We start from the raw sequence: 257 nt of genomic DNA on the forward strand, positions 1-257 counted from the left end.
CACACGGCCGAAGCTCGCGAAATCCTCGGCCCTTCGAAGATCCTGGCCCCCGAGCACAAGGTTGTCCTGGAAACCGATCCGGAGAAGGCCAGAGCAATCGGTCGCCCCGCCGTCGCCAACCCGTATCTGTATCTGCGCAACTACACGAGCAATCTCGAGCGCCTCGGTTTTGCGCCCGAAGAGTTGGCCAACGAGGGGAACGATCGCGTCATCGACGCCCTGGTTGCGCGGGGTACCGCGAAGTCCATCGCGGATCG

Annotated in this window: 1 pseudogene; it reads left to right on the forward strand. The window is 63.4% G+C overall.

The features are described from left to right. Positions 1 to 257: pseudogene (locus ASU23_RS16340) on the forward strand (LLM class F420-dependent oxidoreductase); the annotation flags it as partial.

Origin of the sequence: Rhodococcus sp. KB6, assembly GCF_001445685.1 — a bacterium.
Lineage (GTDB): Bacteria > Actinomycetota > Actinomycetes > Mycobacteriales > Mycobacteriaceae > Rhodococcus_F > Rhodococcus_F qingshengii.